The sequence below is a fragment of the Emticicia aquatica genome (genome assembly GCF_923079645.1).
In the GTDB taxonomy this organism is placed as follows: domain Bacteria; phylum Bacteroidota; class Bacteroidia; order Cytophagales; family Spirosomataceae; genus Emticicia; species Emticicia aquatica.
Genome location: NZ_CAKLPY010000002.1, coordinates 15,832 through 41,313, shown reverse-complemented (window position 1 = coordinate 41,313; position 25,482 = coordinate 15,832). Strand labels below are relative to the sequence as shown.

The 25,482-nt window shown below is 34.6% G+C and carries 25 protein-coding genes; 10 read left to right on the top strand and 15 right to left on the bottom strand.

All coding sequences use genetic code 11. The annotated features are described in order from the left end of the window. Positions 1–200 precede the first annotated feature (200 nt). From rsmA to MJQ71_RS09905, 4 genes are all read left to right on the top strand, one after another. Complete coding sequence (rsmA, locus tag MJQ71_RS09920; protein WP_238806456.1) at positions 201–974, top strand: 16S rRNA (adenine(1518)-N(6)/adenine(1519)-N(6))-dimethyltransferase RsmA; 774 nt, start codon at positions 201–203, stop codon at positions 972–974. Positions 975–1,042: 68 nt separating this feature from the next. After that, positions 1,043–2,398 carry a magnesium transporter gene (gene mgtE / locus MJQ71_RS09915; protein WP_238806455.1) on the top strand — a complete coding sequence of 452 codons (1,356 nt, stop codon included), beginning with the start codon at positions 1,043–1,045 and terminating at the stop codon, positions 2,396–2,398. Positions 2,399–2,487: 89 nt separating this feature from the next. Then, positions 2,488–2,940 carry a D-aminoacyl-tRNA deacylase gene (dtd, locus tag MJQ71_RS09910; protein WP_238806454.1) on the top strand — a complete coding sequence of 151 codons (453 nt, stop codon included), beginning with the start codon at positions 2,488–2,490 and terminating at the stop codon, positions 2,938–2,940. Positions 2,941–2,961: 21 nt separating this feature from the next. Beyond that, entirely contained in the window at positions 2,962–4,194 is a 1,233-nt protein-coding gene (locus MJQ71_RS09905; RefSeq protein ID WP_238806453.1) for a WG repeat-containing protein, read from the top strand. Positions 4,195–4,198: 4 nt separating this feature from the next. On the opposite strand, the gene MJQ71_RS09900 is transcribed toward MJQ71_RS09905, so the two are convergent. Together MJQ71_RS09900 and MJQ71_RS09895 are read right to left on the bottom strand one after the other, a co-directional pair. Further along, a complete protein-coding gene (locus MJQ71_RS09900; protein WP_238806452.1) occupies positions 4,199–5,074 on the bottom strand; it encodes a DUF2971 domain-containing protein in 876 nt (291 codons plus the stop codon). Between the two features lie 57 nt (positions 5,075–5,131). After that, positions 5,132–5,419 carry a hypothetical protein gene (locus tag MJQ71_RS09895; protein ID WP_238806451.1) on the bottom strand — a complete coding sequence of 96 codons (288 nt, stop codon included), beginning with the start codon at positions 5,417–5,419 and terminating at the stop codon, positions 5,132–5,134. A gap of 196 nt (positions 5,420–5,615) precedes the next feature. Between MJQ71_RS09895 and MJQ71_RS09890 the strand changes: the two genes are divergently transcribed. From MJQ71_RS09890 to MJQ71_RS09875, 4 genes are all read left to right on the top strand, one after another. Then, the gene (locus tag MJQ71_RS09890; RefSeq protein WP_238806450.1) at positions 5,616–7,001 is read left to right on the top strand and encodes a phospholipase D-like domain-containing protein; all 1,386 of its coding nucleotides are present in this window, start codon (positions 5,616–5,618) and stop codon (positions 6,999–7,001) included. 87 nt (positions 7,002–7,088) lie between these two features. Further along, the gene (locus tag MJQ71_RS09885) at positions 7,089–7,349 is read left to right on the top strand and encodes a DUF8507 family protein (RefSeq protein ID WP_238806449.1); all 261 of its coding nucleotides are present in this window, start codon (positions 7,089–7,091) and stop codon (positions 7,347–7,349) included. A gap of 33 nt (positions 7,350–7,382) precedes the next feature. After that, positions 7,383–7,775, top strand: a complete 393-nt coding sequence (locus MJQ71_RS09880) for a putative toxin-antitoxin system toxin component, PIN family (protein ID WP_238806448.1) — start codon at positions 7,383–7,385, stop codon at positions 7,773–7,775. A gap of 93 nt (positions 7,776–7,868) precedes the next feature. After that, on the top strand, positions 7,869–10,037 hold the full coding sequence (locus MJQ71_RS09875) for a S9 family peptidase (RefSeq protein WP_238806447.1): 2,169 nt from the start codon (positions 7,869–7,871) through the stop codon (positions 10,035–10,037). Positions 10,038–10,077: 40 nt separating this feature from the next. Here MJQ71_RS09875 and MJQ71_RS09870 read toward each other — a convergent pair whose 3' ends face one another. Beyond that, a complete protein-coding gene (locus MJQ71_RS09870; RefSeq protein WP_238806446.1) occupies positions 10,078–10,995 on the bottom strand; it encodes a CE1 family esterase in 918 nt (305 codons plus the stop codon). 99 nt (positions 10,996–11,094) lie between these two features. Continuing rightward, positions 11,095–12,462: a Gfo/Idh/MocA family protein gene (locus MJQ71_RS09865; RefSeq protein ID WP_238806445.1), complete on the bottom strand. Its 1,368-nt coding sequence runs from the start codon at positions 12,460–12,462 to the stop codon at positions 11,095–11,097. Positions 12,463–12,826: 364 nt separating this feature from the next. On the opposite strand from MJQ71_RS09865, the gene MJQ71_RS09860 reads away from it, so the two are divergent. Beyond that, on the top strand, positions 12,827–13,357 hold the full coding sequence (locus MJQ71_RS09860) for a DUF4833 domain-containing protein (protein ID WP_238806444.1): 531 nt from the start codon (positions 12,827–12,829) through the stop codon (positions 13,355–13,357). A 50-nt stretch (positions 13,358–13,407) separates the two neighbouring features. On the opposite strand, the gene MJQ71_RS09855 is transcribed toward MJQ71_RS09860, so the two are convergent. Next, positions 13,408–15,384 (bottom strand): S9 family peptidase, encoded by a 1,977-nt coding sequence (locus MJQ71_RS09855; protein ID WP_238806443.1) that lies wholly within the window; start codon positions 15,382–15,384, stop codon positions 13,408–13,410. Positions 15,385–15,438: 54 nt separating this feature from the next. Beyond that, the gene (locus MJQ71_RS09850; RefSeq protein WP_238806442.1) at positions 15,439–16,803 is read right to left on the bottom strand and encodes an aldehyde dehydrogenase family protein; all 1,365 of its coding nucleotides are present in this window, start codon (positions 16,801–16,803) and stop codon (positions 15,439–15,441) included. A 78-nt stretch (positions 16,804–16,881) separates the two neighbouring features. On the opposite strand from MJQ71_RS09850, the gene MJQ71_RS09845 reads away from it, so the two are divergent. Continuing rightward, positions 16,882–18,729, top strand: coding sequence for a MutS-related protein (locus tag MJQ71_RS09845; protein WP_238806441.1), 1,848 nt, complete (start codon positions 16,882–16,884; stop codon positions 18,727–18,729). Here MJQ71_RS09845 and MJQ71_RS09840 read toward each other — a convergent pair. The 9 genes from MJQ71_RS09840 to panD form a co-directional block, all read right to left on the bottom strand. Beyond that, positions 18,726–19,496 (bottom strand): hypothetical protein, encoded by a 771-nt coding sequence (locus tag MJQ71_RS09840; RefSeq protein WP_238806440.1) that lies wholly within the window; start codon positions 19,494–19,496, stop codon positions 18,726–18,728. The two genes, MJQ71_RS09845 and MJQ71_RS09840, sit on opposite strands and share 4 nt — an antisense overlap. Before the next feature lie 14 nt (positions 19,497–19,510). Then, positions 19,511–19,855, bottom strand: coding sequence for a HopJ type III effector protein (locus MJQ71_RS09835; RefSeq protein ID WP_238806439.1), 345 nt, complete (start codon positions 19,853–19,855; stop codon positions 19,511–19,513). Beyond that, a complete protein-coding gene (locus MJQ71_RS09830; protein ID WP_238806438.1) occupies positions 19,855–20,604 on the bottom strand; it encodes a gamma-glutamyl-gamma-aminobutyrate hydrolase family protein in 750 nt (249 codons plus the stop codon). The genes MJQ71_RS09835 and MJQ71_RS09830 overlap by 1 nt, the downstream gene beginning before the upstream one ends. Further along, positions 20,601–21,353 (bottom strand): hypothetical protein, encoded by a 753-nt coding sequence (locus MJQ71_RS09825; protein ID WP_238806437.1) that lies wholly within the window; start codon positions 21,351–21,353, stop codon positions 20,601–20,603. Before MJQ71_RS09825 ends, MJQ71_RS09830 begins: the two co-directional genes overlap by 4 nt. 45 nt (positions 21,354–21,398) lie before the next feature. Then, the gene (locus tag MJQ71_RS09820) at positions 21,399–22,535 is read right to left on the bottom strand and encodes an iron-containing alcohol dehydrogenase (RefSeq protein ID WP_238806436.1); all 1,137 of its coding nucleotides are present in this window, start codon (positions 22,533–22,535) and stop codon (positions 21,399–21,401) included. 120 nt (positions 22,536–22,655) lie between these two features. Beyond that, positions 22,656–23,354, bottom strand: coding sequence for a zinc metallopeptidase (locus MJQ71_RS09815; RefSeq protein WP_238806435.1), 699 nt, complete (start codon positions 23,352–23,354; stop codon positions 22,656–22,658). Between the two features lie 55 nt (positions 23,355–23,409). Next, on the bottom strand, positions 23,410–23,889 hold the full coding sequence (gene rfaE2, locus MJQ71_RS09810) for a D-glycero-beta-D-manno-heptose 1-phosphate adenylyltransferase (RefSeq protein WP_238806434.1): 480 nt from the start codon (positions 23,887–23,889) through the stop codon (positions 23,410–23,412). Positions 23,890–23,900: 11 nt separating this feature from the next. Then, on the bottom strand, positions 23,901–24,896 hold the full coding sequence (locus tag MJQ71_RS09805) for a lysylphosphatidylglycerol synthase transmembrane domain-containing protein (protein ID WP_238806433.1): 996 nt from the start codon (positions 24,894–24,896) through the stop codon (positions 23,901–23,903). 82 nt (positions 24,897–24,978) lie between these two features. Beyond that, the gene (gene panD / locus MJQ71_RS09800; protein WP_238806432.1) at positions 24,979–25,329 is read right to left on the bottom strand and encodes an aspartate 1-decarboxylase; all 351 of its coding nucleotides are present in this window, start codon (positions 25,327–25,329) and stop codon (positions 24,979–24,981) included. Positions 25,330–25,482: the final 153 nt, after the last annotated feature.

Here is a 25,482-nt window from a genome sequence, read left to right as displayed (position 1 = left end):
AGGTATTACAAAGTAAAGCATCAAAGCCGATATTTATTGAATAAATATACATCTAATACACAAAAGACTATAAATAGGTAGATTTACTCGACAATTATTGAGATTCACGATATGAGATTCAAAAGTTAAGATTTTCAAGAATTATCTCATATCTGGCAACTCCTATCTCGTATCTCAAAAAAAAGGCTTAATTTTGAGGTATGGAAAAAGTTAAAGCAAAAAAGCATCTTGGGCAACATTTCTTGAAAGATTTGGATGCGGCTCAAAAAATCGTCAACCTGCAATCGCTACACCGAGATTATACTAAAATCTTGGAAATTGGCCCTGGAATGGGTGTTTTGACGCAATATTTACTAAAAAGAACTGATTGTGAGACTTTTGTAGTTGAAATCGACCGCGAGTCGGTTGTGTATTTGAAAGAACATTTTCCTGCATTGGAAAATCGAATTTTCTCAGAAGATTTTTTGCAAATGAATTTGGCCGAACTTTTTGGAAATCAGCCATTTGGTATCATCGGTAATTTACCGTATAATATTTCGTCACAGATTTTTTTCAAGGTTTTGGAACACAAAGATTTGGTGATGGAAATTGTTTGTATGTTGCAAAAAGAAGTTGCTCAACGCATCGCTTCGCCACCTGGAAAGAAAGATTATGGTATTTTGAGCGTATTTTTACAGGCTTATTACAATATAGAATATAGTTTTACGGTGTATCCTGATGCGTTTATTCCTCCACCAAAAGTTGATTCGGGTGTGATTCGCTTGAAACGAAATGATGTGGAAAAATTGGACTGCAACGAAAAGAAATTTTTCCAAGTAGTAAAAGCAGGATTCAACCAACGACGCAAAACATTACGTAATGCTTTAAAACCAATTGGCCTAAACTTTGAGCATGAATTACTCAATAAAAGAGCCGAACAATTGGGCGTTGCAGATTTTATTCTGTTGACAAATTTGTTTGAGGAGCAAGTGTAGGTTTTAGGAAGTAGGTATTTTGGCATTAGAAAAACACCAGTTACTGATGCCTTAAAATTGATAGAAAAATGACAACTTTCGAGCTAACTAAAGAGTACTTAGAAAAATTAGAAGCTGCTATCGGACAGAAAGATGAAACTTTGCTGATGGCCGAAATGGAAGAGTTGTATCCTGCTGATATTGCCAGTATTTTGCTCGAACTTGATGGCGAGCCTGCTCATTATTTGATGACGCTCGTTGATACGGAAACAGGGGCTGAAATATTGTCACATATTGAACCAGACGACCGAAAACGGTTTATTAAGGAGCGTTTTACGGTGGAAGAAATTGCCAAATATGTCAATCTTTTCGACTCCGATGATGCCGTTGACTTACTAAACGAGCAAACGATTGAAGTACGTGAAAAAGTAATTGCTCTCATTGAAGACCGTGAACAAGCACGTTTTATTTTAGATATGTTGCATTATCCCGAAGATGTAGCGGGTGGTTTAATGCAAAAAGAGTTGATAAAAGTAAACGCAAATTGGACGGTAAGTGAATGTGTGGAAGAAATTCGTCGGCAAGCTGAAGATGTAGAGAAAGTTTATGCGGTTTATGTTGTTGATGATGAGCAAAGGTTGAAAGGAATCGTTTCGTTGAAACGCATTATATTAGCTCGAAAAAATACCAAAATTGAAAATATTTTAGATGAAGAAATTGTTTACGTTGAAACGACTCGTCCTGGAGAAGAAGTAGCCGAAATTATGCAGCGGTATGACTTAGATGCGATTCCTGTTGTGAATACTTTGGGGCGTTTGCTCGGTCGAATTACGATTGATGACGTGGTCGATTTTATTACCGATAAAGCCGAAGAAGATATTCAGGTAATGGCAGGTATTACGGGCGAAGCGGAGGAAGATGATAGTGTTTGGCAATTAGCAAAAGCCCGTTTGCCGTGGTTGATTGTTGGTGTAATTGGTAGCCTTTTAGCTGCAACAGTTATCGGGCATTTTGAAGGAGAATTTCAAAAGGTTTCGGCTTTGGCAGCATTTATTCCTATTATGGGTTCGACAGGTGGAAATGTAGGGATTCAAACTTCATCATTGATTGTACAAAGCCTTGCAGAAAAATCGGGTATTACAACCAGTTTGGGACAACGTTTATTTAAAATTATTTTGGTTGCACTCGTTAATGGTTTTATAATTGGCTCATTAGCAGGTGTTTATATTTATGTTAGTGGCAATACCCAGTTATTTTTTGTGGTTTGTTGCTCATTAATTTCGGTGGTGGTTTTGGCCTCATTTACAGGTACAGTTACACCACTTTTATTAGACAAATTAGGCATTAATCCAGCGATAGCTTCGGGACCATTTATTACAACGGCCAACGATATTATCGGCATTGGCACTTACTTGATGATTGCTAATTTGTTGTTGCATTTGTAGGTTTTCAGACAATAGAAAAGAGACAATAGACAAAAGATTTTTTAAATATAAAACTGTTGACTGTCGTCTGTGGACAGTGGACTAAAACCATGATTGCAGTAATACAAAGAGTTACCCAAGCATCCGTAACGATTGATAATGAAATAAAAGGTCAGATTGATTTGGGTTTCATGATTTTGTTGGGCATTACGCACACCGATTCCCAAGAAGATATTGAGTGGTTATCTAAGAAAATCGTAGGACTACGAGTCTTTGGCGATGAAGAGGGCAAAATGAACTTAGATTTGAATGCCGTAAACGGAAATATTCTTTTGATTAGTCAATTCACACTTCACGCCAGTACAAAAAAAGGAAATCGACCTTCGTTTATTGAAGCGTCTCGCTCAGAAATTGCTATTCCGCTGTACGAAAAAATGATTGCACAATTAGAGTTTGATTTAGGAAAACCAATCGAAACTGGCATTTTTGGTGCTGATATGAAGGTTTCATTGCTCAATGATGGCCCCGTAACGATTATTATTGATTCTAAGAATAGGATTTGATAACTACAAAATGCTAAAACCATGCAAAATGCACTCATAAAAACCACCCCACAAAGCCTACAAAAACTAAGCAAAGCTTTAGCGATTACCGAAAAACTACTCGAAGATGACAACCCACTTGGTTTACCCGAATTGATACCTTACCGCAAAGGGAATAAATGGGGCTTTTGTAATAGAAAGAAAGAGATTGTAATTGAGTGTAAATATGATTGGGTTAAATTGTTTGATGGCGATTTTGCCATTGTTAGCAATAACAAAGGAACTCAAGAAGGATTACCGATTATGATTACTCGGAGCGGTGTAGAGGTTTCTGTATTTTTTGAACGTTTTTGGATAAGGTCTGAGGATTATCGTGAGGGAAATTTCTTTTTTGAAAGTATTTCTTACTTTTGGTCAGGTTTACAATTAGTTAGGAAAGATGATCGTAAATATGGTTTTATAGATAGATATGGTAATATACGAGTTCCTATAATTTATGATGATGCAGATGATTATTTTCATAAAGGAATAACATTTGCAAAAAAAGCAGGAAAATGGGGTTTAATAAATAGTAATGGTGAAGAACTTTCTGATTTTATTTATGATTATGGCTCTTTTATTTTTAAATTACCAGAATATCACTCTTTTTCTTTAGAGTTGATAGGTGTTAAAAAAGAAGGTAAATATGGCTTTATTGATAAAAAAGGTAATGAAGTAATACCATTTATCTATGATGAGGGAAATCCTTTTAGCGAAGGTTTAGCAAGTGTTAGAAAAGAAGGTAAATATGGCTTTATTGATAAAAAAGGGAACGAAGTAATACCATTTATCTATGATTATGCAGATTGGTTTAGCGAAGGTATAGCAAGTGTTAAAAAAGAAGGTAAATATGGCTTTATTGATAAAAAAGGGAACGAAGTAATATCATTTATCTATGATGATGTTAAATATGAGGGTGCTTTTAACGAAGGTTTAGCAATAGTTGAAAAAAATAATAGGTATGGTTTTATTGACAACGCTGGAAATGAAGTTATTCCGATGATTTATGACTTATGTGGTAGTTTCTCAGAAGGTTTAGCAGCTGCTAAGAAAAACAATAAATGGGGATTTATCGATAAAAAAGGAAATCAAGTCATATCATTTATTTATGACGATTTGCATGGTTTTTATGACTATGAAAAATTTAATTCATTTTCAGAAGGATTAGTAACAGTTAAAAGAAATAATACTACTTTCTACATTGATAAACAAGGTACAGCATATTACGAAGAGTAAACACCTAAACAGCCTCAAATTCTATTCCATAGCCTTTATTTTTAGGATGAACGAGTTGAGCTTTTAAAAACTCAACATGATGATATTCACTATTTTTTACAATTTTCTTAACCATATTAATATCATTTTCATTGCATTTTAAACCAAATTTTATTGCAGTAAGAGCTTCTTTTTTGTATTTGATATTTTGTTTAAATTTTCCATTATTTTTTTGCAAAGAGCTAACAATACGTATTTCTTCTTCGTATTTCCAATCTATTGACTTAACGCCAATTACATAATACATTTTTCTCATTTCTAAGTCCCAACCAAATTTTGTTTCTTGAGCATAATCGAACGGTATAAACTCTTCGAGATAATCAACTTCATAAAGATAATTTTCTAAACTCCCTGCAGAGCATTTTTCAGACCTTTCTCCTTGAAGAGTTACACTCTTAGCGTAAAAGAACTCCTTATCCTTTGAAGCATCAAATGTAAGGCACATTCCTTGGTGTTTTTCGGCATAATGGCCCCACATAAGCATATTATCATCATTTTTAGAAAAACATTTCACTCCAATGTTATTTAGAACTTCATTTAGTTCATCTTTGATATATTTAGAGGGATTTTCGTCAAATATGTCTAATAAATTGTTTACCCCTAATGTCGATTTACAGCTATTTCTATAACCTTGAATATCTATTTCGCTCAAATCTATTTCATCGAATGGGTAGCAGTCATAAGGGTCATTAAAGTTTGAAGGTTGGTTGAAAAACAAATCACCATTCATCAAACTCTTTAAACTAAGCATATTTATTGGCATATAAGTATGCAAAATTGGGTAGATATTGGTATAATATTTAGAATAACATATTCCATTAAGATAATCTTGGGTACTCATAGTTATAATTGTTTAAAGTTATATAAGCCTCTCTCGCATACACGAGAGAGGCAAAATTCAGAAAGTGAATATACTTGAAGCACTTTCTTTTTTGAGAGTTTCAAAAGTATCAATTACATTTTTAATAGCTTTTGATTTTTTACCTTGCTCTTGTAGTTCATACAGCATAGTTAAAGAATAAATCTGAAAATTACCTTTGTTTTCAGGGTTTTCACTGTCAAATTTACTTTGTACTCTATCCTTGTAATTGAATAAACTTTGGTTAAACAAAATCCAGTACATAAGAAGGATTTCATCTTTTGAATCACTGTAAATTACAAATAAAATACTGGGGTCTAATACCATAATTGTTGTGCTTTATTAGTTAGAAAAAATATTAATTATCCAAAGTTAAAACAATCACCAAGCGTAATCCAACAATAACTTGAAATAAAAAATTTTAGCCTTATATAGCATTTTTGATATGAAAGGCTCTATAAAAAACTACTTTTTTAGCTATTTTTTCTAAATTGCAGTATCAATAAAACCATCAAACTTCTGCATGAAAACCCACGCGTACTTTGAAAATATCCAATCCGAAATCATTGAGGTTCTTCAATCTGCCCAATATAAAATCCGAATAGCAGTGGCATGGTTTACCGATAGCCAATTGTTTGATATACTATTATCAAAAGCCAAAAAAGGAGTAAAAATAGAACTTTTGTTGGCTAATAATTTTATCAACCACGAGTCGAGTATCAATTATGAGCAATTGAATCAATTTGGAGGAAGCGTAGCGTTTATTGGTAATGATTCTGAAAAAGCACCTTTGATGCACAACAAGTTTTGTATCATTGATGATGAAATCTTAGTTTTTGGCTCATATAATTGGACTCGTAAGGCACAGTCTAACCACGAAAGTATTACGATTATAGAAGGTAACAGAGAATTAATTATAGATTTTAACCAAGAGTTTGAGAAAATCAGAGGAAGAACCCAAGACACAAGCATTGATTGGGGTAAATTATTGATTCGGCTTGAAACATTACTCAATGTAATTCGGCTTGAAGATGAAGACGACATTTTGTATCAAACTAAAAAAATAAAGACTTTACTACTCGATGTACCTCCGCCCGAAGTAATCATTATTTTGGAGTTAATAGCAAAACAGAAATATCAAGAGTCCGTCATTCAGCTAACAAACTTATTACAAAAACTACGACAGATAACGACTTGGCAAGACCCCGAAATTCCAGCTTTGCAGTTAGAAATCCGTTCTTTAGAATGGCAATTATCAAGTTTAGAAGATGAAAAATTAGATATTGAAAAGCAAATTTATGTTTTTGAAATTAAGCATAATTTAGAACTTGGTGAGTTGATAGTCAGTGTTTTAAGACTAAAAAAACAAATGGCTGAATTTGAAAATGACGAAGAGAAAATAGTAGAAGCAACACAAGATTATGCAGAATATGAACAGAGTTTTGAAGAAACCAAAACTAAGGAATTAAAGGAACTTTCGGAGGCTGAACAAAAAGAATTGAAAGATAAATTTCGTCAGGCGTCTAAATTATGTCACCCTGATAAAGTGCCAGATGAGCAGAAAAAGCTCGCCGAACAAACATTCATAGAACTAAAAACTGCTTATGAAGCCAATGATTTAGAAACAGTCAATCGAATTTTGAGCGATTTAGAAAAGCATATTTTTGCTTCAAATTCTGTGGTTTTAACACAAAAAGAAAAATTAGTCTCTCATTTAGCTATTTTATCACAAAAAAGACAGCAATTAGAGGAAATTCTTTTATCCTTGAAAAATAGTGAAGTATATCTGAAAATAAGCCAAATAAAAGACCTAAACGTTTACTTTTCTGAAACCAAAACTGCTTTATTGAGAGTAAAAGAAGATTTAGAAACACAAGTACAAAATAGTTTGGTTTCATTACCAAAATAGAAACTTATGATTATTATTGATTCTAAGAATAGGATTTGATATTATACTCGTATTATTTATCTTTGTTTAGTAAACACTTTACATTTTATGGGAGTAGCTATTCAACCACCATTTACGGAAGCTCAAATTGAGTTGTTAAGTTTGTTTAAAGTCAAACTTAATCAAACTGATATGCAGGAGCTGCGTCAACTTTTGCTGGAGTTCAAGTTTCGTAAGTTGCAAGAAAATATTGAACAAATCACCGATGAAAAAGGCTATACCGAACAAGATTTTGATAATATGAAGCAAGAGCATAATCGTACTTCATATAAATCATATCGTAAACATCTTCAAAATAAAACCTTATGAGGGTCGTTATTGATACCAATCAGTTATTGACCTGTGACCTGTTTTTCTGCTCGTTCAAAAACGCATTGGCTTTGGCAGGCTTTTCAAAAACAACAATTTGAATTGTGCGTTACAACCGAAATATTAGATGAGTATGCCGAGATTTTTGAACAAAAGTATAATTTCGATGCTGCTGAATTGATTCTTGATATTCTTTTGGAAAGCCCAAATGTGATTTTAATTAAGGAATACTTTTTTTGGGAATTGATAAAAATCGACCCTGACGACAACAAATTTGTAGATTGTGCCTTAATGGCAAATGCAGATTTTATTATTACCGAAGATAAACATTTCAACATTCTTAAGAAAACCCCATTTCCAATCATACATGTGCTAAATCTAAATGATTTTAAAAGAAAATTAGATAAAAACTCACGCACCCCTTAAAGATATTTTCTAAACAAATATAATGAAATCTATTTTCTAAAGTTAAATTTGGGAAATATTAGTTATCAATATTACTTCATCCCAATCCAAAACATGAAAAACAAAATACTTTTATTACTGATTTTTAGCGTTTTTATAGGTTTTGTCCAAGCCCAACAAATCAAGTGGAGCAAAGATGGTAATGCCTATACACGAGTCGAAAATGGCGAAATCGTTTCTTATTCGTTGCCTTCTCAACAAAAAACTGTGCTAATTACGAAAACCCAACTAACGCCAAAAGGAGCTGAAAAACCATTAGGTGTTCGTAATTATATTTTGAGCGATGATGGCTCAAAACTATTAATTTACACAAATTCTCAGCGAGTTTGGCGGTATGAAACTCGTGGCGATTATTGGGTTTTAAACCTCAAAACCAACGCTTTATCTCAGCTCGGAATAGGAAAACCTGCTTCATCGTTGATGTTTGCTAAATTTTCGCCAGATGGTTCAAAAGTAGCTTATGTGAGCGAACATAATGTTTTTGTGGAAGACCTCGCAACACATAAAATCAAAGCTCTAACAACCAACGGCACTCGCCGAATGATAAATGGTACGTTCGATTGGGTTTATGAAGAAGAATTTGCTTGTCGAGATGGTTTTAGATGGAGTCCTGATGGAAAAAGTATTGCTTTTTGGCAAATTGATGCGACTAAAATTCGAGACTTTTTGATGATAAACAATACGGATTCTATTTATTCATTCAATGTGCCAGTTGAGTATCCAAAAGTGGGTGAAAGTCCATCACCATATAAAATCTTAGTTGCAAACGTAGCTACTGGGAAAACACTAAAAATGAATATCGAAGGCGACCCGCAGCAAACTTACGTGCCTCGCATGGAGTGGATTCCGAATACCAATGAAATCATTGTTCAACAACTGAATCGAAAACAAAATCAGAGTAAAATAATTATTTGTCAAGCACTTACGGGAACAACAAAAACGATTCAAACCGAAACCGACGAAGCTTGGATTGATACCAAAGAACGCTGGGCTGATAGTCCAGAAGGCTGGGAGTGGATTAAGGGCGGCAAAGAGTTTTTGTGGGTTAGTGAAAAAGATGGCTGGAGACACATTTACAAAATGGACTTGACTGGTAAAGAAACGCTTTTAACCAAAGGTGAATATGATATTGTACATATTTCGTTGATTGATGAAGCAAATGGATATGTTTATTTTACAGGTTCGCCGCAAAATGCTTTGCAAAATTATTTGTTCAAAATCAAATTAGATGGTTCTTCAAGTATGCAACCTGTGGCTGAAAATGCTCCAAAAGGAACAAATACATATAGTATTTCACCGAATGGTAAATTTGCTCGACATTCGTTTTCGAGTGCCAATATTCCGAATATGACAGAGTGGATAAATTTGACTGAACATTCGCCATTGACAGAAAAAGAAAGCATTACCAAGAAATTATCTACGCTAGAAATCAATAAACGTGTAGAATTTTTCAAAGTTAAAACCGATGACGGAATTGATATTGAAGGTTGGATGGTGAAACCCGTAAATTTTGATTCTACCAAACGCTATCCGATTGTGTTTAACGTTTATGGCGAACCTGCTGCGGCAACTGTTTTAGATACTTATGGAACTGGTTTCAACGGTCTTTATAATGGTGATATGGCGAAAGACGGCTACATTTATGCTTCAGTTGATAATAGAGGAACTCCGCTGCCACGTGGGCGTGCATGGCGAAAAGCTATTTATCGAAAAATTGGTATTGTTAATATTCGTGACCAAGCTATGGCCGTGAAAAAAATCAGAGAATGGGGTTTTGTTGATACAACCAGGGTGGCCGTACATGGTTGGAGCGGAGGTGGTTCTTCGACCTTGAATTTGCTTTTCCAATATCCACAATATTATCAAACAGGTATAGCGGTGGCAGCCGTTGGCAATCAACTTTGTTATGATAATATTTATCAAGAACGCTATATGGGACTTCCGCAGGAAAACCGTGAAGATTTTGTGAATGGTTCGCCAATAACACATGCAAAGAACCTGAAAGGAAATTTACTTTACATACACGGAACTGGCGATGATAATGTGCATTATCAAAATGCTGAGATGTTGCTAAATGAATTAATTAAACATAATCGACAATTTCAATTTATGCCGTATCCTAATCGTAGTCATGGAATTTATGAAGGCGAAGGAACGAGAAAACATCTGAACACGCTTTTTACTAATTATTTGAAACAAAATTGTCCTCCAGGAGCTAAATAAAGTTAAAAGCCGTAAGTAAAACTTGCGGCTTTTTATTTTTCTAAAACTGTTTGAAGAAATCAAAAATCAAATCATTGGCATTAATTACAGTTGAAGGTTCATCGGCAGCAGCTCGAACTTTTATTGCTCCTGGCCAAGAATGACCGCCATCTTTGGTCAAATAATAAGTGATAACTGCATTGTTTTTACAATCAAGCCATTGCGTTAGTTTGTATTTTGAGTCATCTTTAATGACTTTGGCAGGTGTTTTACATTCGTTTATTTTGCTCCAAGAATTTAAACCGCTCATAACAGCAGGAAAAGTATTGCCAAAAATCCCCGTTCCACCATTCACAGGTACTTTCTGGTCGAGTACCGAATGTAGGTGCATTATTGGAATCGGTTTAAGAGATTTACATTCGTCTTTTAATGACATTGGGCCGCTCACTGCCGCAATTGCAGTAATTTTATTCGGAATTTCGCAAGCCAAACGGTAAGAAAGAATTGCTCCGTTTGACATTCCTGTGAGATAAACTTTTTTTGGATTTAACTTGTAGTTTTTCAATAATTCATCAATCAAAACACTAATAAAGTGTACATCATCAATGTTTTTTTCTACGGCATAATCACAACAAGTGCCAGCATTCCAAGTTCTGGCTCGTAAGATTCCATTACTTTGCACACCTTCGGGGTAAACAATGACAAAATTTTCGCTATTAGCTTTTTGAGTTAAACTATAATCACTTTCGCATTGGTCGGCACTTCCGCCGCCACCGTGCATCGCAATTACTAAAGGTAAATTGGTATTTTGGTAATAAGTAGGAGGTAAGTTGAGCCGATAAGTGCGTTCTAAGCCATCAACCGTAATCGTTTTATCAAATCTATAATCTTTGATGGCTTCTATTTTTTCTCGAAGGTGGCAATTAACCAAAAATAAACTAACAAACAAAAAAAGCGAAAGTGTGAAAGGCTTTAGCATAGAAAAATAAGTAAGTTACAACTGTGTAGCATTTAGATGAAAAAACTACAGAAAAGTTTAATAAAAAACGCCCGAAAGTAAAATCGGGCGTTTCTGATATTATACGTTATCAACTTCGGGGTGTTTCCACGGACCTCGATAAGCTCTTCTTAGTAATTGGTTTGCTTCTTTATCATTTACAACCTCTCGTTTTTTAGGGTCATAAACCAATGGGCGACCAACTTTCATTGACATATTTGCTAAAATACAGCTTGCCGTCGAAATGTGTCCTTCTTCAATATCAGCTACTGGACGAGAATTATTTTCAATCGCATTCAAAAAATCAAGCATGTGAAGCCTAGTTGCAGGTGCAGCATTTAGCTCAATACGCTCTTCGGTTAAATCTTCGGGATATTTTGTTTTTTCGTACACAACATCTTTGTGAATTTTCTCACCTTTTCCATCTGGAATAAAATCGTATTGCATTGTACTGGCAAAAAGTGTTCCTTTTTCTCCATATAAAGTAAACGACCAAGGATAATCAGGATTTGCTGGAGTTCCCCAAGAACGATGTTGCCAAACGCAATTCAATTCTTCATATTCAAAAATAGCCGATTGGGTATCAGCAATATTCGATTTGCCTTCTTTTTGTACATAAATTCCTCCTGTTGAGGTGATTTTTTTCGGCCAACCAAGTTTCAACATCCACCTTACTGTATCAAACATGTGAATACACATATCGCCCATGATTCCGTTTCCATACTCGTTAAAAGTACGCCACCAACGAATATGTGGTAAACCATCGTAAGGACGCATAGGAGCTGGGCCAGTCCACATGTCATAATCAAAGAAATCAGGAACTGCTTCAACGGGAGGATTTCCATTGTTTCTCATGTGATAGTAACAACACATTTCAACGTGCGATATTTTTCCTAATAATCCAGCATCAATAATATTTTTCTTTGCATCAATCAAGTGAGGAGTGCTTTTTCGTTGTGTTCCTACTTGTACTACTTTATTGTATTTTCTAGCGGCAGCCACCATTGCTTCACCTTCAATTACATCAACACTGATTGGTTTTTGAACGTAAACATTAGCTCCAGATTTGATGGCTTCAATGGCTTGAAGTGCATGCCAATGGTCTGGTGAACCAATCAAGACAATATCTAATTTGTTTTCAGCGAGTAATTTGCGATAATCGCCGTAAAGCTTCGGCACTTGTTTCGATTGTTGTCTTTTAGCTACCAAATCTCCTGCCGCTTTGAGCATATTTTGGTCAGGGTCACACAAAGCAACTACTTCAACAGAAGCTACTTGGATAAGTCTAAATAAGTCACTTTTGCCATACCAACCTGTACCAATCAAGGCAACTTTATATGTTTTTGCAGGAGTAAAAACGGGTTTGGTGAAACTACCCAGCGTAGAAAGAGCAATACTTGCCGAAACTCCATGAATGAATTTTCGACGGTTCAAATTAAGTTTATTCATTTGTTTTATAGAGGATTGAATATGATTGCTTTTGTATTATCAAATATATTTCTTTCCACCAACAAACACAAATAATATAGATATAGTAGGAAAAATATAGGACGATACACGTATATTGAATCAAAAATAATGATTGAGTTTTTTGTGGATGCTAAATTTTTATAGAAAATTTAGCATCCACAAAGCAGCCTAAATACCTCAAGAAGCTGTTTGAAATTAATTTTTCGTTAAAAATTGTTGAAATAATTACTGATTATTTAAGTTGTTTCGTTGGAATATTATTGAGTCTTTTGTTAATTGAACAATGCGTGGAAAATCGAATCGTTACAATGATACAATATTTGAAAATAGCTATTAAAAAAGTATGAAAACGAATATAATGTTCTATTTACTGATTATCGTTTGCTTAAAAACATTTGCTCAAAATTATCCTTTACCACCAGCTTCTCCGAACCGTTTGTTTTATATTCAACGAAGCAATAATGCACATACTGTAATTTATGATGCGAATTGGACAAAAGATAGAAAACTAAATGTTAAAAATCCAGTGAACGTATATTGGATTCGTTATGATGAAAAAGTACACACTCAGAATCTTAGTATAATTGAAAAAGCTTTGGCTTTTGGCGTAGAAACAACGCCAAATTCTAATAAAAATGATAGCTTTGATGTGAGAGTTATGGCTTTCAAAAAGAGAATTATTAAGTTGAAATTAAATGAAAATGGACAAGCAATTGCAACCATGTTTATTAATGGACTTGAAGGGCAATTACACAAAGTTTTTGTTCAATTAGAAGAAGGAAATGATGATTTTCGCCCTAGTGTAAAATACATTGAAATTTTCGGAAAAAATCTTGTAACAGGAGCAGAGATTTATGAAAAATTCAAACCATGATTTTTAAAAGGGTAAATTTTTAGAAATCTACCCTTTTAAAAATCACATCTTTATTTCTTCAAATACTTATTAAACCAAGAAATATAACGCTCAAAACGGTCTTTTTGAAAACTTGGATTGGTAAATCCATGAAATTGTCCTGGATAAATTATCAATTCTGTTGGTGTTCCTAAAGAGCGAAGTGCTTGATACATTTGCTCACTTCCTGGTGAAGGTACGTTAAAGTCGCTTTCACCAACCATAAATTGCGTTGGCGTTTTGATTCGGTCAGCTTTTAAAAATGGATAAGATAAAGCGATATATTTATCGAAGTTTTTCCAAGGAGCCCCCAATTCGTTATCGTATTGTAAAATATATTGGTCAACTCCATAAAGTGATGAAATCAACGAAACGCCAGCACCACTTGATGCAACTTTGAAACGTGTGTCACTAGCAATTGTGTAGTTAGTCAAAATACCGCCGTAACTCCAACCGCCAATACCTAGTTTTTCGGGGTCGGCAATACCATTTTGCACTAGATAATCGGTTGCTCCTAAAATATCTAAAACCTCTTTATTTCCCCAATCGGCAGAAATTATCTTGCAAAAATCTAATCCACGACCATTTGAACCACGATAATTGACCGCCACAACTGCGTAGCCAGCCGCAGCTAGCATTTGTCGAGACATATCAAAATTAAACTCATCTTGAGCCACAGGCCCGCCATGAATAAACATAATCGCTGGTAGTTTTTCGCCTTTGATAGCATTGGCAGGTTTGTACAAAATATTCGAGACAGTTTCACCGTCTTTACTTTTAGAAGAAAAACCTTCAACTGTTGCTAGTGATAAAGGAGCGAGGAAAGCTTCTTGGTGTTTTGTTAATCGACGAATATTTCCTCCATCTAAAACATAAATTTCAGTTGGCGTTTGAGAGTCAGACATGGTGGCTAAAAAATTACCCGAAGGGTGTCTTTCAATCGTATTAAAAGTCCGATTTCCCCCTAAAACTTTAGTCATTTTACCATCAACCACTGCGAATTGTGCAATATATCTAGTGCGGTCATCAGTTACTATAGCATTGATTGATAAACCATCTTTGGCCCAACGAGGTGTACCAACTGGTCTATCCAATGTTTTTGTCAATAATTTGGGTTCACCACCATCTTTCGATATGACGCATAAAATGGATTGGTCATACATTATATAATTTTCAGAAGAAGTTGTGCGTAAATAGGCAATTTGCTTACCATCTGGACTCCATTCTGCTGCATTATCTCTTCCAGTCCAGGTGGTTATTTGTTTCATTTGAGCATTTGGTTTTGCATCAATTACCCAAATGTCAGTATTATCATTACGGTCAGGGTCTGGCGTTCGGTTGCTCAAAAATGCAATTTGAGTACCATCTGGCGACCATTTTGGTGAGGTTTCGTCATAAATACCTTTGGTTAAAGTATCAATTTTCTTAGTTGTAATATCATACAAATATAAATGTGTTGTCTTTTTGGTCAAATAACCTTCTACATCTTGCTTGAATTGATAACGGTCAATAACTATTGGTTTTGGTGTTTTTGATTTTGAAGTATCGGCTTGGCTGCTGATGACCAAAGCAATTTTCTTTCCATCGGGCGACCAAGCATATTCGTTCAAATCTCCTTTTTTAAGGTCGGTTAATTGTTTTGCTTCGCCGCCACGTCTGTCCATTAACCAAATTTGACTGCCACTTAAACCACCTCTCGATGAAGTAAATGACAAGTATTTTCCATCTGGACTCCAACGAGGTTGAGATTCTCCATCGGAGCTGTGTGTAAGTTGAATAGATTCTTTACCATCCCAAGAATTCATCCAAATATCAGCGTTTCGTTTGTTTTTTACTGAATCTACTGATGAAAGCGTGTAAGCTACCCAATTCCCGTCAGGTGAAATTTGTGGGTCGCTCAAACTTTGTAAACGATAAACATCCGATGGTTTTAGTGGTCTTTTGGCTGGAGTTTGGGCAAAAAGGCTCGTTGTCGATACCAATAGTAAAAATAAAAGTGTTTGTTTCATGTTAGGCTAATAATTGTTTGTTGAGAAATTTATGTAATAATTTTATAATGTAAGTTAACCTCGTAAATGCCAAGCTTTTGGCTTCACAAATGCCCGAATACCTGCGTGAGAAAGTGTAGCACCAAAGCCCGAATTTTTACGGCCACTCCAAGGTAATGGAGCAGAAACTCGGTCGCAACAGTTCCAATAACCGCTTCCTGCATCAATTTGTTTCAATATTTTTTCCGCTCGCTTCTTATTGGCAGTATAAACTGCGGCTGTCAAACCGTATTCGGTATCTTGCATGAGTTTGGTTGCCTCATTATCGTCTTTAACTTTCATAATTCCAATGATTGGCCCGAAAGATTCTTCACGCATCACATCCATTTTGTGCGTAACATTCGTCAAAACTGTTGGCTCGAAGAAATAACCCTCACTTTCGATTGCTTTTCCACCACTCAATAAAGTTGCCCCCTTTTTTAAAGCATCTTGCACTTGTTTTTCAAGAAAACCTATTTGCGATTTTCGACTCAAAGCACCAATATAAACACCGTCGCTTGTCGGCTGACCGATTTTATACGATTTAACTTCTTTTACAAATTCCTCAACATAACGGTCATAAACTTTTTCGTGAACGTAGATTCGCTCAACAGCACAACAACTCTGACCGTTATTATAAAAAGCTCCGTCGGCTGTTCCTGCTGCAACTGCCTGAATATCAACTACATCGTCAGCCACATAAAGTGGGTCTTTGCCGCCTAGTTCAAGCTGACAAACAACCATTTTAGGGGCAACTTTCTCATAAATAGACAAACCTGTTTGGTATGAACCTGTGAAAAAATAGCCATCCAAAGGCATTTTTAGCAATTGTTCACCAACTTCTTTTGCTCCAACCGCAACCGCAAAAACATCATCAGGAATACCTGCTTCCTTCAAAAGTTTTTCAATCATTAAACCTGTCAATGTTGAAAATTCGGAAGGTTTATAGAAAACTGCATTACCGCCAATCAATGCAGGAATAAATACATTGACACCAACTAAAAATGGATAATTCCACGCCGAAATATTGCAAACAACCCCCAAAGGTTCATAAGAAATTCGTTCAGTCAAACCTTCTTGTCGGGTTACGATTTCATCTTTAAGGTATTTTTGTGAGTTTTCTAAGAAATATTTTATTCGCCCTCTCGCTCCATTTACTTCATTTCGAGCTTGTTGGAGTGGTTTTCCCATTTCTGAAGTAAGAGTTGTGGCAAGCTGTTCGATATTATTTGCCAATAATTCTGAAAAATTTTCAATGATAGCAATGCGTTTTTTAAGAGCAACTTTTGCCCATTTTTTTTGACCTTTTTGTAAAATTTTTAGTTTCATTTGGAGACTCTCTGTCGAATCTTCGGGTATTGTAGTAATAACTTTTTCGGTAGCTGGATTGATGATTTGCATGAAAATTTTCAGATTAAATTTTAACAAAAATAAACATTCAAACCGATAAACTTTAGAATTTTTCCTAAAACTCAACTAATGTTCGTTATTTTTGTTGCTTACATCGAAAACCCACAAATGGAACAGACTTATCAAGAAAAATCAACCACATTACTTGTAGAAATTGCTCAATTAAAGAAGAAAAGTGACCAAATTTCGATGTTTAGATTATTTCTAATCATCGGTCTTTTGATTTTGATTTATCAACTTTTTAAGATTAATGCTATTGTTGGCTCAATTTCGATTATTGCGGGCATATTTTCTTTTTATTATTTAGTGAAAAAACATGAAAAGATTGATGCAGAAATTGAATTAAATGAAACAACGCTTGCCGTCATTAATAATGAAATTGCTTGCCTAAAAGGTCTTCCAAATGTCTATTATAATGGTCAAGAATATGCCGCTCCAACGCACGCTTTTAGCGATGATTTGGATATTTTTGGCGGAGGTTCATTGTTTCATTTAATTAATCGTGCCAAAAGTAAGTCAGGAAATGATGCTCTAGCCGCTCAACTTTTGGGTGAAAATAGTGCTTTTTCAGTCATTGAAAAACAAGAATCTGGTAAAGAAATAGCTGCTAAAACTGATTGGCGATTGCGTTTTTTTGCCTCAATGTTTAAAATTTCAAATGAAGAACGTGGCGTAAGCGAAGTTTTGAATCAAATTGAACATCCGCCACGCGTCAAATTTGAAGCATTCATCGAAATTTATAGCAAAATTGTACCATTTTTATGGTTAGGAGTGTTCGCTTCTGCATATTTTATTTCGCTATCATTTGCTGGTTATTGTGTCGCTGCTTTGGCATTTATTAATTTTCGTTTGACGGGTATCAACCGAAGTCATACCGAAGAATATTTTAATGCGGTTGCAGGTGCTGGAAGATTAATGGAAAAGTTTGGTGTTGCTACTCAACTCATTGCTCAAGAAAATTGGGAATCGAAAATATTGAAAACCGCTCACGAACATTTGCCAATTTCTAAACTAAATACTAAAAATCCAATTGATGATTTTGTAGTTATTTTGAAAAAACTGGATATGCGAAAAAATATGTTAGCGTCTCTTTTTCTGACAATTGCTTCGCCTTTTGAGCCACTTCAGTTGATTAAATTACGCAAATGGCTTCAAGAAAATCCAGATTTTTTTGAAAAAATTTTTGCAACAATTGGCGTTTTTGAATGTTATGCGAGTTTTTCAACGGTGCATTTTAATCATCCAACTTGGTGCTTTCCAACAATCAATAATCAAGAAAATTTTCGTTTAAATGGGATAGGATTGGGGCACCCACTTATCAATACTAAAAATGTGATTAGTAATGATTTTGATTTTGACGAAAAAAATAGATTGACGCTCATTACTGGCTCAAATATGTCGGGTAAAAGTACTTTTCTACGAACAATTGGCTTGAATATCGTTTTAGCTTATGCGGGTTGTCCTGTTTTTGCTAAGAAAATGGATGTCAGTTTGGGTATAAAATTGATTTGTTATATGCGAATCAAAGATTCGATTCAACAAAATGCTTCGACTTTTAAAGCTGAAATTGAGCGAATTAAATTGGTTTTAGCGGCAATCAATAAGCACGAAAATTCACTTTTTTTGATTGATGAAATGCTTAGAGGAACAAATTCGGAAGATAAATTGGCGGGCTCGATGGCGTTATTGCAAAAAATAGTTGATTCGAAAGCTTATGCAATGGTGGCTACGCATGATTTGAGAATGACCGAAATTTCAGAGAAATATCCCGATTCGGTTAAGAATTATTATTTTGAATATGCCACCGAAAATGGAGAATTATTGTTCGATTATTTGATAAAAGAAGGCGTTTGTAAAAGCTTTAACGCCTCACTTTTGTTGAAATCAATCGGTTTACCGATTGGAGAAAACCTCTAATCGTTTCTTATTTTCAATGTATCTATTTTTACTTTAGATTTTTGTGAAAGATATTGAGCAATTATTACTTCATTTTTGTCGTAAAATAGCCCGCCATGAATATTCCAGTAATTAGAATCAGCAAATGAAATTTTATAGTTTTCAAGTAATTTTTCGTCTGAATAATATCTTTCAAATTCTATTTTTTTAATATCACTAAAAACATATTTTTTATTTTTCCCAATGGTTGATAATTCATTATACTCAAGATAGTCGTTGTAAATAAAGCTTCTGTAATCATACATCCATAATAATCCGATAAAACTTAAAGATAAGCAAACCCAGATTAATGGTTTAATCAAACTTTCATTGTCGATTCCGTAAGTAGTTTGTGTGGAATAATCCATATATTCTTCAAAATCATTTCTCAAAAAAAATCTTGAAATTTGAAAACTCAATCGTACATAAATTGCCATTGAAACCAGTGTAAATGGAAAATACCAAGCTAACCTTGCTGTTAGAATATTAAAAATTGCATCGTGATGAGTATCCGTTATTTTGTAGATATAAAGAAATGTTTCAGTCAATAAATAAGTACAAATAACAAGAAAAGTAACCATGATTACCATAAAAAAAACATCCCATTTTCGATATTTTGGTGATATTTTCTTGAATTTTCTAGGAGAAATTATCTTACGTTCGGTTTTTTTTATTGGAAAATAAAAAGCCAAAACTGCAAAAGTTATGGCTAATATGATATGTAAAATAAAGTGCTTGATGAAATCCATTTTTCAATTTTATTTTACTTATTGACCAAAGCTACACCATCAAACTCAATTCCATTCCAGCCTGTTTTTATGAAATTTCTAATATTTTGGTGGTTTTTTGCGTCAGGATTTTCAAGCACATCGACACGATAAAAAGCACCGAAGCAACTCAACGTTTGCTCGACCGTAAAGTTTTGTAATTTGGCAAAAGAAAATAATTTGCACGAACCAGAATTTTGTCCAGCTTCGTTGTGTAAATCACCATTTTGGAAAGCTGTTGGCGTAAAATCATACAAGTTTTCGATAACAGCCATTGTATCTGTAAATTCGATTTGATTGGGAATTTCGCGGAGTTTAATAAGAAATGAATCGAGCGTCATTATTGAAATTTTAATTGAATATTTTCGACAAAGTTTTGTCGAATTTTAGATGAAAAACTATTGTTTTCTGCATTAATAATTCGTTCTGGATGCCATTGAACTAACATTAAATAATGATTTTGATGGCGAACAGCATCCGACCATTCAAGTCCTTCAACAATTCCATCTTCTGATAAAGCATTGATTTTTAAAGAATTAGGAATAATATCAGCCGATTGGTGGTGGGCAGAATTGATTAAAGCTTGGTCATTTTGAATGAAATTTTGTTCGCCAGTAATTTTTAATAACTCAGAATCAGCCAAAAAATTTACCGCATGATAACGGTCTTTTCCTTCATAGTACTTTGAGTGATTATTCTTTCCAGTGGTCGGAATATCAGGAATCAGCGTTCCACCCAAAAATACATTGACAAGCTGCAACCCTCGACAAATTCCTAACAGAGGAAGCTGATTTTTAAAGATATATTCACAAACTTTCCATTCAAAATCATCACGGCGTTCGTCCATGAAATTAGGATTACAAAGGTCTAAATATTGTGAAATATCATCAGCATTTTTTTTGTAAAAACGTGGATGAATATCTTCGCCGCCAGTTAATACGATGCCATCACATTCTTTGATTTGCTCCAAATTATCTTGTTGATAGCCAAGTTTAATTGTCTCAATTTGTGTGTCATGGGTTTGCTGCGATATAATCCATTTTTCATAAATCGGATATTTTTCTCCGCAATCTGTAATGCCTATTTTCATTGAGGATTTTCCAAAGAATCGTAATATTTAAGCGTACTTACGATGCCATTTTCTGATTTAAGATTGATATTATTTAATTTTATGTATTCTTCAATCAAAGGCTTTTTATCTCCAAAAAGTGCGTAAAAATGTTTTCCTTTAGGAAACTGAACCACCTCTTCTCCTTTGAGAAGAAAAAACTTGGAGGTTTTTACAAATTCACCTTCATATTCGCCAGTACCGCCTGATGCTTCATAGCCAGTTTTTTCGATAGAATTGGCGTGTAAAACACATGAATGCTCTTTTAGAAGTGTATTATTACTAATATAAATTACTTCGTAATAAGCATTTAGAAATTTACTAAAATGATGTCCTTCAATTGTAAAAGATTCAGGTTTAATAGTTACGGCATCCTTATTTAGGTCTTCTACAATATAAAGTTCGTTTTTTTGAATATTAAAAGCCATTAAAAACTCTAGCTCTTTGCCGCCTTCACTACTTAATTTACCTCTAAACCAACCATTTTTAAAAAATGGCGTGCCTTTATAAATTTTAGTAAATTCTTGGTTCGTATTATTGACAACGTCTCTCGAATTATAGTAGGCTTGAAGGGTGGTGTCTCCATTTTTTTTATTTACAACAATCCTGCTATCACTACTTCCCGGAACTTGTATTTTTCGTAGAAAATAGTCATATTTATTATTACTTATTTGTCCAAAGATTTCATTTGAAAACAACAAAAGAGCGAAATAAACTAAGTAGGTTTTCATGGTTGTATCTATTTTTTGTTAAACAAATATATGATTTTTCTTTAATTATAAAGCTTCTAAATATAAGTTTCTAAAATCATCTCTTGAAACAGGTTTTGGATTATTTGGGTGAGCAAAATCTGCAATTGCTAAATCGGCCAAAGTTTCAATATGCTCTGATTTTACACCAATATCTCGCAAACGATGCGGAATATTGATTTTTGAATTCAAATCAAATAAATACTGTACAACTGCTTCGCCCGATTCGTCTTTTAAGTTTAGTGTTCGTGCAATTCGCTTAAATTTATCTTCAAAACCAGCAATATTAAATTTCATACCATACGGAATATTCACAGCATTTGCCAAACCATGATGTGTATCAAGTAAAGATGAAAGTGGATGAGCCAATGAATGTACAACACCTAAACCTTTCTGAAACGCTACCGCACCCATCAATGATGCAATCAGCATTTTACTACGTGCTTCGAGGTCGGGTTTATTGACTGCTTTTTCCAAAGAATCATGGATTAACGAAATACCTTCTAAAGCAATTCCATCACACATTGGGTGCCAATTTTTTGCCACAAAAGCTTCCATGTTGTGTGTCAATGCGTCCATTCCAGTAGCTGCTGTGATAAATGGCGGTAAATCCATTGTCAGCATTGGGTCGGCAAATATAATTTTTGCTAATAGTTTTGGTGAAAAGAGTATCTTTTTTTGGTGAGTCTCATCATCAGCAATGATAGCACTCCGGCCAACTTCACTGCCTGTTCCTGCGGTTGTTGGAATAGTAATAAAATGCGGGACATCGTTAGTTACATAAACATCGCCACCAATCAAATCATCATATTTGAATAAATCTTCACGGTGATTAATTCTCAATAAAATGGCTCTTGCAACATCAATTGCTGCTCCACCACCAATGCCGATAATACAATCTCGGTGTGTACCATAATAGGCTTCATCGCCTTTATAAACATCAGATTTGACTGGGTTTTTATGAATATCGCTAAAAACTTCAGTACTAATACCTTTGGCGATTAAATCCTGAATGATTTGCTTAAAAAATGGCAAATTAGCAACATTTGGGTCGGTTACAACCAATGGTTTTGAAAGGTTATTGTCTTTCAAATAAGCAGGAAGTTCTGCAATGACACCTGCTCCGAATCTGATTTTTGTGGGAAAATTAAATTGAGAAATCACTTTTATGTGTTTTATTTTAATGTTGGTGACGAATTTACAACAAAAAACCACGAATTCAACAAAATATTATTGTTAAATGCGTGGTTTTGTATAACAATTTAAAAACTGCTAAGCTTATAATCAATCTCGACGTCCTAAATACATACTTAAATAATATAGTAAGTTGGCTACTGCACCCGCTGCCGCAACTACATATGTTAAAGCTGCCCATTTGAGTGCATCTTTTGCCATGTCGTGTTCGCCAGTTGTAACCACACTTTTCATTTCCATCCATTTTAAAGCACGATTACTCGCATCGTATTCTACGGGTAAAGTGATAAGCGAAAATAAAGCAATGGCGGCATTGGCCAAAACCAGCACCAATAATACAGATTGTGCTAAAGCTGTATTTCGTGAGAAAATATAGCCCATAAACATGAATCCAAACATGTAAAATAGGTTCATGCCCTTAGTAGCAATATTTACAATTGGTACAAGTGACGAACGCATTTTTAATGGTGCGTACGCAATGGCATGTTGTACTGCATGTCCACATTCGTGTGCAGCTACAGCAGCCGAAGCAGCACTATTTCCTGTGTAAACATCATAGCTTAAATTAACTGTTTTACTAATTGGGTCATAATGGTCAGTTAGTTGTCCTTCAACTTGGATGATTCGTACATCGTAAATGCCGTTATCGTGAAGCATTTGTTGAGCAATTTCTGCTCCAGTCATGCCATTTCTTAAACGTATTTGTGAATACTCCTCAAATTTACTTTTTAAGCGTCTTGATACCATCAGGCCGATGAGCATAAAGACAATACTGATAATGAAAATCATAATTTTTTTGTTTTTTAATTTTAACAAGTTCTTGATTAATAATCAAACGACTTAATCAATAGCTTTCTTTTATTTTCTGAATAATAGAGCTAGTTGAGTACCCTTTCACCAATGAAATGGTTTTTACTTCGCCTCCATGAGCCATAACAAATTCTGCTCCAACTATGTTCTCAATGGTGTAATCATCTCCTTTGACCAAAATATTCGGACAAAGTGTCTCAATTAATTCTTTAGGTGTTTCTTCGTCGAACAAAATGACAGTATCAATGAAACTCATGGCTGACATCATTCTAGCTCTTGCATATTCGTTTATCACAGGCCTACTTTCACCCTTCAATCGTCTCACCGAAGCATCAGTATTTAGTCCAAGAACAAGTTTATCGCCTAAAGCTTGAGCTTTTTCTAAATAATCTATGTGGCCGAGATGCACAATATCGAAGCAGCCGTTTGTAAAAACGATTTTTTTGCCTTCCGCTTGCCATTGTTCAATTTGTTTTTTTGCAGCTTCTCGACTAAGTATTTTTGATTCGGTCATTTTTTTAGGTTTTAAGAAATAGTTTTTTCTTGTACTTTTTTGGGCAAAATAAGTGTCAAAATGAAAGCAATAATCCCAAAAACTGCTACAAAAACCATTCCTTGCATAGCATGAAGAAATGTAGCTAACGTAATTCCGTCTTGTTCAGAAAGCCCGTAAAGGACTACAATACTTCCAACCAAAAAATGATAACTTCCTATACCACCTTGTGTAGGGGCAGCCATTCCGATTGAACCCATTACGAAAATTGTGAGTGCAGCCAATGGTGAAAGATTAGCGGTTTCGGGAAGTGCAAAACAAAGTACATACGTCATTATAAAATACATACACCAAATAAGTATCGTATGAAATATGAAAGCAGAAGGGTTTTTAAGGTTTTTTACACTCAAAAAACCACTTGCCAAGCCAACAATAAAAGAACTAATCTTTTGATATAAAGGCAATTGCATGATTTTTTGTTGGTTTTTCTTGATTAATAAATAACCAACAATGAGAATCGTGACACCAACTAATGCGTAAATACCTAGAAGCATTGGATTTTTGAATTTTTCACCAAAAAAGTTAAAAAATACTTCTTTTAGTCGGTCAAATTCAAGAATAAAGTTGATGAAAATCAAAAATAAAAGTACCATTACATCAATCAAACGCTCTGCGATTACAGCTCCGAAGGACTTTTCAAATGGAATATCTTCAAGTTTATTGAGTGTGCCACAGCGAGCAACTTCACCCGCTCTTGGAAAAACTAAATTTGCTCCGTAACCTACCAAAACGGCTAAAGTTGTACGAAAAACAGATGGTTTATAACCCATCGGTTCGAGCATTAAAACCCAACGATAGGCACGACTCCAGTGAGCGACCAAAGCAAGCACCGCCGACAATGCTACCCAGCGATAATCAGCCAGTTTAATCTTTTCCCAAAGGGTATTTAAGTCAATGTCTTTGAAAACAAACCATAACAAAGCGGCAGCAATGGCAAGAGAAATAAGGTACTGAAGCGTTTTTTTCATTATAAATTTTATAAAGTAGCAGAAGTTAAGCAACTTCCAAAAAGCATTTTATTTAATGATGGCTTTGAAAATCGTGCCAAAATTATTTTACTACAAGGTTATTTTCATCAGGAAAAACAACCAACGGTTTATGCGTTTTTGCTTCTTCTTGGGTCATCCAGCCGTACGAAATAATAATGACAATATCACCAACTTCTGCTTTGCGGGCAGCCGCTCCATTAAGGCAAATAATACCTGAGCCACGCTTACCTTTTATGGCGTATGTTTCCAAACGCTCACCGTTATTATTATTGACTACCTGTACTCTTTCGTTTTCAACAATTCCTGCGGCATCGAGCAAATCTTCGTCGATTGTGATGCTGCCAACATAGTTGAGTTCGGCTTGAGTGACTTTCACTCGATGGATTTTGGATTTGAAAATATTGATTAACATTTAATTTATTTTTTTGTGAAATATTCTTTCAACCAAGTTTTTTTACAGGCTTGGTTTTAATCTTATCATTTTTACAAGATTCTTACTTTGTTAGAAACAGTTGCAAAATTATAAAATTGCTTGTGAAAGAAACATTTAGCGTAACAATAAAAT